Below are 8,437 nucleotides of genomic sequence, written 5' to 3'. Positions count from 1 at the left end.
GGCGATGAAGGACGTAGGAGCCTGCGAAAAGTCTAGGGGAGCTGGCACACAAGCTTTGATCCTAGAATGTCCGAATGGGGAAACCCACTCCTTTTAGGAGTATCCATAACTGAATACATAGGTTATGGAGGCGAACCCGGGGAACTGAAACATCTAAGTACCCGGAGGAAAAGAAATCAACCGAGATTCCCTTAGTAGCGGCGAGCGAACGGGGATTAGCCCTTAAGCTCTTTATGTTTTAGTGGAAGGTTCTGGAAAGTACCGCGATACAGGGTGATAGCCCCGTACACGAAAAGGCATTTAGAGTGAAATCGAGTAGGTCGGGACACGTGTTATCTTGACTGAATATGGGGGGACCATCCTCCAAGGCTAAATACTCCCAGCTGACCGATAGTGAACCAGTACCGTGAGGGAAAGGCGAAAAGAACCCCGGAGAGGGGAGTGAAATAGAACCTGAAACCGTATACGTACAAGCAGTAGGAGCCCTTCGGGGTGACTGCGTACCTTTTGTATAATGGGTCAGCGACTTATTGTCTGTAGCAAGGTTAACCGCTTAGGGGAGCCGTAGAGAAATCGAGTCTTAATAGGGCGTTTAGTTGCAGGCAATAGACCCGAAACCCGGCGATCTATCCATGGGCAGGTTGAAGGTTGAGTAACATCAACTGGAGGACCGAACCCACTAATGTTGAAAAATTAGGGGATGACCTGTGGATCGGAGTGAAAGGCTAATCAAGCCGGGAGATAGCTGGTTCTCCTCGAAAGCTATTTAGGTAGCGCCTCGCGTCTCACCCTCGGGGGTAGAGCACTGTTTGGGCTAGGGGGTCATCCCGACTTACCAACCCCATGCAAACTCCGAATACCGAGGAGTGCAATCGCGGGAGACACACGGCGGGTGCTAACGTCCGTCGTGGAAAGGGAAACAACCCAGACCGCCAGCTAAGGTCCCAAATATCAGTTAAGTGGGAAACGATGTGGGAAGGCCCAGACAGCTAGGAGGTTGGCTTAGAAGCAGCCATCCTTTAAAGAAAGCGTAATAGCTCACTAGTCGAGTCGGCCTGCGCGGAAGATATACCGGGGCTCAAACTGATAACCGAAGCTGCGGATGCTCTTAGGAGCATGGTAGAGGAGCGTTGTGTAAGCCGTTGAAGGTGGATCGGGAGGTCTGCTGGAGGTATCACAAGTGCGAATGCTGACATGAGTAACGATAAGGGAGGTGAAAAACCTCCCCGCCGGAAGACCAAGGGTTCCTGTCCAACGCTAATCGGGACAGGGTTAGTCGACCCCTAAGGCGAGGGCGAAAGCCGTAGTCGATGGGAAACAGGTTAATATTCCTGTACTCGCTATTACTGCGACGGAGTGACGGAGAAGGCTAGGCCAGCATGGCGATTGGTTGTCCATGTTTAAGGTTGTAGGCTGGGGACTTAGGCAAATCCGGGTCCCTAAGGCTGAGAACTGATGACGAAGCCCACTTAGTGGGTGAAGTGGTTGATGCCCTGCTTCCAGGAAAAACTTCTAAGCTTCAGGTAATAGTGAATCGTACTCTAAACCGACACAGGTGGTCAGGTAGAGAATACCAAGGCGCTTGAGAGAACTCTGGTGAAGGAACTAGGCAAAATGGTACCGTAACTTCGGGAGAAGGTACGCCGGTTTTGGTGATGGGACTTGCTCCCTAAGCTGAGGCCGGTCGAAGTGACCAGGTGGCTGCGACTGTTTATTAAAAACATAGCACTCTGCAAACTCGTAAGAGGACGTATAGGGTGTGACGCCTGCCCGGTGCCGGAAGGTTAATTGATGGGGTTAGCTTCGGCGAAGCTCTTGATCGAAGCCCCGGTAAACGGCGGCCGTAACTATAACGGTCCTAAGGTAGCGAAATTCCTTGTCGGGTAAGTTCCGACCTGCACGAATGGCGTAACGATGGCCACGCTGTCTCCACCAGAGACTCAGTGAAATTGAAATCGCTGTTAAGATGCAGTGTACCCGCGGCTAGACGGAAAGACCCCGTGAACCTTTACTACAGCTTTGCACTGAACTTTGAGCCTATTTGTGTAGGATAGGTGGGAGGCTTTGAAGCAGCGACGCTAGTTGTTGTGGAGCCGTCCTTGAAATACCACCCTGGTATGTTTGAGGTTCTAACTCTGGTCCGTTATCCGGATCGAGGACAGTGTATGGTGGGTAGTTTGACTGGGGCGGTCTCCTCCCAAAGAGTAACGGAGGAGTACGAAGGTGCACTCAGCATGGTCGGAAATCATGCAATGAGCATAATGGTATAAGTGCGCTTGACTGCGAGACAGACATGTCGAGCAGGTACGAAAGTAGGTCATAGTGATCCGGTGGTTCTGTATGGAAGGGCCATCGCTCAACGGATAAAAGGTACTCCGGGGATAACAGGCTGATACCGCCCAAGAGTTCACATCGACGGCGGTGTTTGGCACCTCGATGTCGGCTCATCACATCCTGGGGCTGAAGCCGGTCCCAAGGGTATGGCTGTTCGCCATTTAAAGTGGTACGCGAGCTGGGTTTAGAACGTCGTGAGACAGTTCGGTCCCTATCTGCCGTGGGCGTTGGAGATTTGAGAAGAGTTGCTCCTAGTACGAGAGGACCGGAGTGAACGAACCTCTGGTGTTCCGGTTGTCACGCCAGTGGCATTGCCGGGTAGCTATGTTCGGACGGGATAACCGCTGAAAGCATCTAAGCGGGAAGCCTCCTTCAAGATAAGATCTCCCTGAGGCCTTGAGCCTCCTGAAGGGCCGTGGAAGACTACCACGTTGATAGGCTGGGTGTGGAAGCGTTGTGAGGCGTTGAGCTAACCAGTACTAATTGCCCGTGCGGCTTGACCATACAACAGAGATGGTTACTAACGACTAGCTAAGCTAGCGGATTGTGAGTTAGAGACATACGATCGCTTGCGGTGTATTACTACAGATTGTTTTACCGACTTATTTGGGGTTATCGCCGGTCACCAACATGACCGAGGCAAACAGCGATAACACGGTAGGCCAAGCACTTTGCTTATAAGACCAACGCCAACCCAAGCCAGTTTGCCTGACGACCATAGAGTTGTGGAACCACCTGATCCCTTGCCGAACTCAGAAGTGAAACGCAACATCGCCGATGGTAGTGTGGGGCTTCCCCATGTGAGAGTAGGTCATCGTCAGGCTTCTAATCCGAAAAGGGCCACCCAATAGGGTGGCCCTTTTTTTATGGCTGAAAAATATTTTAAAGAAGCAAAAAACAAAAATAAAAAAACTAAGAAAGGGAAGAAAGGGAAGAAAGAGAGAGCAGAAATTACTTAGTAGAAATTAAATAGCTCTGAAAAACTTTAGTGCTCAACTTTCTATTTAAAAAGTCAGTCAGTAAATAAAAAAGAAAAACCTAAAACTACCTGAGCACCTTAAACAGATGCTCTCCTAAAAAGCCTATAAAAATAGGCCTTTACCTACCTCCGTAGCAAACGCCTTTGCACTCACACAAAAAATAATCCAACAAAAATAACTCGCGTAAAACTCAGAAAAGTACCCATACCACTCCCGCCAAAAATTAAATTTAGCCGGTAAAAATATCGGTGATTTTTTAGTCTCTGCAGTAATCCCCTGTAACCACGGGGCCTGTAGCCCGTTTATTAAAGTTATGCACAACTCTATCCAGACTTTCTGTTAGTAACGTTCTGTTCCTACTTTTAGTGGATAACCTGACACTTTTTTCGTTGGTTTTTTAATCGAATTATTCCACTGCACGAAATTAAAGGCTTTCAGACCTCTATCCAAAAGTTATGCACAGTACTATCCAAGAATTCTGTTAGTAATATCCCTGTAATGAAGAAAACATCTAAAAAGTTCTATTTTTGCGATCTATCATCCAGTGTTGCAGTGGATAACCAGGACTGACCTTTCAGTTCTAAAAAGCTCGCTGGGGTGTGCTGTTCAGGAAGCATTCTATTAGCGACAAATTCCTCCGAGAGGCTTGCTAATGAGATTTCTACTTTTAATTTCCATGTCATTAGTACTTTTAGCTGCTGGATCGCTAAGGGCGCAGACGTTGGTAGTAGGAAATAAATATGAGGGCACCGTGAGTTTTATTGACCTGGATTCCGGCCAAGAGGTTAAGAAACCGGAAACTGGAGGTTCGCCCCATGAATTAATAGTGTCGCCGGATAAATCTAAAGTGGTGGTAGTTTCTTACCTTGAAGATGGCTACGTGGGAGAAGAGCTGAATGTATTCGATATCGCGAGCGGTAAGCGCCTGAAAAGAATTGATATCAGTCCACACAAAGGCCCTCACGGTATCGCTTGGTTGGGGGACAGCAATAATGTGATTGTTACGACAGAAGAAACCAGCGACGTGATAAAGGTGGATGTGGCTGAAGGAAAAGTATTGGGCGTTGCCCGTACTGATCAGGTAGGTAGCCATATGCTTGCACTATCACCTGATCTGAAGACCGCCTACGTTACTAGCCGGGGGTCGGATACGTTCAGTGTAATTGATACAGAGACTATGGAATTGAAATCTACAATACCGGCAGGGGATGGGCCGGAGGCGGTGTGGGTAAGCCCCGATAATAGCGAGCTATGGATAGGAAATAATCAGTCAGAAAATATCTTTATTTTCGATACTGAAACGTTAAAGCAAAAAGAAACGATAGATGTTGGTTTTCTGCCTATCCGAATCAGGTTTCACCCTGATGGCGAAGTGGTAGCTGTAGCAGACTTAAATGGTAATCGTATACTCGTGTATGACGCCAAGACCCGTAAACAGTTACATGAGATTGATGTCGGCAGCGCAGGGGCCAGACAGCCAGCATCGCTATTTTTCTCTCCGGACGGAAAGTTTTTGTTTGCCGGTTCTCAGAGAGACGGAAAAGTTGTTGAAATAGATACCGCAACTTGGAAAGTTAAGCGTATATTTAATGCGGGACAAGGGTCAGATGGTATTGAGTGGAGCCCAGTAAATATTCAGCAATAAATATTCCTGAACTCCACTGTTAAAATAATGAATCAGGTAGGAACTGTGTAGATTTTTAAGTCCTGAAATATTCCATCAATCGAATAATAATTTGGAATAGTTTCACTATGCACTCCACCTACGCGTTCTGCTACGGCTATGCTGGCACTGTTTTCAGATAAGCAGTGAATTTTCAACGCTTGAATATCGTGCAAATCTTTCAAGTAGCTAGATATTTTATTGACGATTCGAGTCACGATTCCATTGCCATGGCAGCTTTTACATAACCAATATCCTATTTCTGCATTTTGTTTTTCAAGGTCAATTTCCTTGATACCAAAGATCCCGACTACCTTGTCTGAATAGTGGATCTTGTACCAGGATGCTCCGAAACTATTGCTGAATACTCTGTCGGCAATATATTTTTCTGTGGTTGGGAGGTCGACAACAAGCTTTGCCCAATAGAGATATTTCTCTAGCAGTGGTCTGTTATTTTCAATTAAGGCAAAGATGATTTCTGTGTCACTATCCAAAAGTGGATCGAGTTTGATATCACTGTTTACTACTATCGGCTTTTTAGTCATCCTTTTGCCTCTCCATTTTTAGCGATATTTTTTAGTCATTAGCAACCTAACCAACTGGTAGAGTTTTCCTGATTAGGTGAAACAACAGAAAGAGCCTGAGGAAGGTCTCTAGGTTTCCAGCATAAAAGTTACGGGGCCGTCATTGATTAGTGAAACCTGCATATCCGCTGCAAATATTCCAGTGGCCACTGGCGTAAATTGGGCTTTGGAACTTTTAACGAAATAGTTGTAGAGCTCCTCCGCGTATTCTGGTGATGCGCCGCGACTAAAGCTCGGCCGTAAACCTCTATCAGTTTCGGCAACTAGTGTGAACTGACTGATAATCAGGAGCCCACCTCCCGCCTTTTGGAGGTTGAGATTCATACGCCCTTTATCATCGGGAAAAATACGGTAATTCAGGACTTTGTGCAGCAGCTTATCTGCACTATCAGTAGTGTCCTGGGCTTCGATACCTAGCAGCAGGAGGATACCTTTATCTATGGCCCCAACGGCCTCTCCCGCTACATTAACCTGGGCATGGCTTACCCTTTGGATCAATCCTTTCATCTCACTTCTCTCTGCTGCTCTGGAACCGATCGTCTAAATCGCCTAGATTAGCGGACTGTTCCCAGTAGAGAAACCGAGAATAACGGTATGAAGAGACAGCTAGTGGCACTGGTTGCCGGTGCACTTGCTGCGGTGAGTGTTCACGCAGCTGATAGCTATCCGGATAGTAAGCCGGGTGCTCAAATTGATGAATATTTTGGTCAAAAGGTGGCTGACCCCTATCGCTGGATGGAAAAAATGTCCAGTGATGAGGTAAAGAGTTGGGTGGCCAAACAGAATGACCATTCATTACCGCGTTTGAAGGACCTGCCCGGGTGGCAGAAAATCAATGACCGGCTTGCAGAACTATGGCGCTACGAGCGCTACGGTGTTCCGTATAAGAAGGGCGATAGCTATTACTACAGCTACAACACCGGTGATTGGGATCAGAATGTTTTCTATAAGGCCTCTAGCCTGTCTGCTGAGGGCGATACGGTCTTAGATCCACGTACCCTAAGTGAAGATGGCACTATTGCTGCCAAGCGCCTCAAAGTCAGTCCAAAGGGCCGCTATCTGGCTTACGGTATCTCGGATGGTGGCACTGACTGGACCGACTATCGTATTCGCGACCTAAAGACAGGCAAGGATCTGAAGGAACAACTGACCGGTATCAAGTTTAGTGATGCCAGTTGGGCGCCGGATGAGTCCGGTTTTTACTATAGCCGGTACCCGTTTAACAGAGATGGCACGGCGGATGATAGCAAACAGGTAGCCGTCTATTTTCACCGACTGGGAAATGCCCAGGAGAGTGATCAACTGGTCTATGAAATTACTGACCATCCCACCCGCAATCCGGGGGCGTCGGTGAGTGATGATGGCAACTATCTCCTGTTTGGTATCTTCGACGGCTATGACTCGAACGGCTTTTACTATCGCGATTTACGCGATGAAAGCGGCAAGGTAGTTAAGCTTCTGGATGACTGGGATGGCCTATACCAGTATCTCGGAAATAAAGGGAGCACCTTTTACTTTGAGACCAGTGCGGGGGCGCCGCTGGGCCGTGTAATCGCTATTGATCTGAATAAGCCGCAACGCAAACACTGGCGCGATCTGGTGCCGGAGACGACTAGTGCCCTGCAGAGTGCCAGTTATATCGGTGATCGCTTTGTGCTTCACTACCTGGAGGATGCGAAATCGCGAGTGCTGGTGACCGATACTAACGGTAAGAAACAGTACGAGCTGAAGCTGCCAGGGGTGGGCTCAGTGAAGGGGTTTTACGGTGAGCCGAATGAAGTCGAGACCTTCTACGCTTTCTCTAATTTTATTACCCCGCCGAGTATCTACCACCTGAATGTACAGACTGGCGAAACCAAACTGTTCAAGCAGCCAAAATATGCAGCAGATTTTTCCGATCTGACTGTGAGCCAGCATTTCTATAAGAGTAAGGACGGTACCCGGGTGCCTCTATTCCTGGTGCATAAGAAGGGAGTGAAGCGCGATGGCTCCAACCCCACGCTGCTTTATGGGTATGGTGGTTTTAACTCCGCTCAGTTACCGCGCTTCTACAACCGCTTTGTCGGTTGGTTGGATATGGGCGGCACCCTGGCACTGGCCAACTTACGCGGTGGTAGCGAGTACGGCAATGCTTGGCACCAGGCGGGTACCAAGACGCAAAAGCAAAATGTCTTTGATGATTTTATCGCTGCAGCTGAGTGGCTGATCGAGGAGAAAGTCACTTCTCCTGAAAAACTTGCTATTAGTGGTCGCTCCAATGGTGGACTATTGGCGGGGGCAACGCTGGTACAACGACCGGATTTATTTGCGGCGGCATTACCGGTAGTCGGTGTCCTGGATATGCTGCGATATCATACCGCTTCCGCTAATGCCCGGCAGTGGTCGAGCGATTATGGGCTTAGTGAAAATCGCGATGAGTTCAAAGCGCTGCATGCCTATTCTCCGGTCCACAACACCCGTGAGGGCACCTGCTATCCGGCCACGCTGATCACAACTGCCGATCGCGATGATCGAGTGGTTCCCTGGCACAGCTACAAATTTGCGGCAGCCCTACAAAGGGATCAGGGCTGTGACAGACCGGTCTGGCTTGCCGTGGAGACTCGGGCAGGGCACGGTGCAGGCAAGCCGGTATGGATGCAGGTGGAAGACTTCGCCAATCAGTGGAGCTTCCTTGCCTACCAGCTGGGCATGAAAATCGAGTAGCCTTTCCAGCTAACCCAACAAAAGTAATAGCGGGATCAATCAAAAAAACTCCCGGTAGGACGATTGCAAAGGGGTTTAGTTTTGCGGCGGTGTCACTAGTGAAGTTAGTGTGCCGCCCACTCTGTCGGAGTGGTGGTATCACCAACCGGTCTGCCCTTCCGGAAGGAGGTGGC

General features: G+C 48.6%; 4 protein-coding genes and 2 rRNA genes (1 of these 6 cut by a window edge). 4 read left to right on the top strand and 2 right to left on the bottom strand.

The features are described from left to right. The 3 genes from ACJJII_RS05170 to ACJJII_RS05160 form a co-directional block, all read left to right on the top strand. Positions 1–2,838 (top strand): 23S ribosomal RNA (locus ACJJII_RS05170) (it extends 44 nt beyond the left edge of the window). 203 nt (positions 2,839–3,041) lie between these two features. Continuing rightward, a 5S ribosomal RNA gene (gene rrf, locus ACJJII_RS05165) occupies positions 3,042–3,157 on the top strand. Positions 3,158–3,966: 809 nt separating this feature from the next. After that, entirely contained in the window at positions 3,967–4,959 is a 993-nt protein-coding gene (locus ACJJII_RS05160) for a YncE family protein (protein WP_444918535.1), read from the top strand. Positions 4,960–4,991: 32 nt separating this feature from the next. Here ACJJII_RS05160 and ACJJII_RS05155 read toward each other — a convergent pair whose 3' ends face one another. Together ACJJII_RS05155 and dtd are read right to left on the bottom strand one after the other, a co-directional pair. After that, positions 4,992–5,522: a GNAT family N-acetyltransferase gene (locus ACJJII_RS05155; protein ID WP_444918534.1), complete on the bottom strand. Its 531-nt coding sequence runs from the start codon at positions 5,520–5,522 to the stop codon at positions 4,992–4,994. Positions 5,523–5,630: 108 nt separating this feature from the next. Next, entirely contained in the window at positions 5,631–6,068 is a 438-nt protein-coding gene (gene dtd / locus ACJJII_RS05150; RefSeq protein ID WP_444918533.1) for a D-aminoacyl-tRNA deacylase, read from the bottom strand. Between the two features lie 87 nt (positions 6,069–6,155). On the opposite strand from dtd, the gene ACJJII_RS05145 reads away from it, so the two are divergent. Continuing rightward, the gene (locus ACJJII_RS05145) at positions 6,156–8,264 is read left to right on the top strand and encodes a prolyl oligopeptidase family serine peptidase (protein ID WP_444918532.1); all 2,109 of its coding nucleotides are present in this window, start codon (positions 6,156–6,158) and stop codon (positions 8,262–8,264) included. Positions 8,265–8,437: the final 173 nt, after the last annotated feature.

It is taken from the genome of Microbulbifer maximicatervae (SeqCode) (assembly GCF_052467825.1).
This window is presented reverse-complemented; position numbering and strand designations above follow the sequence as displayed.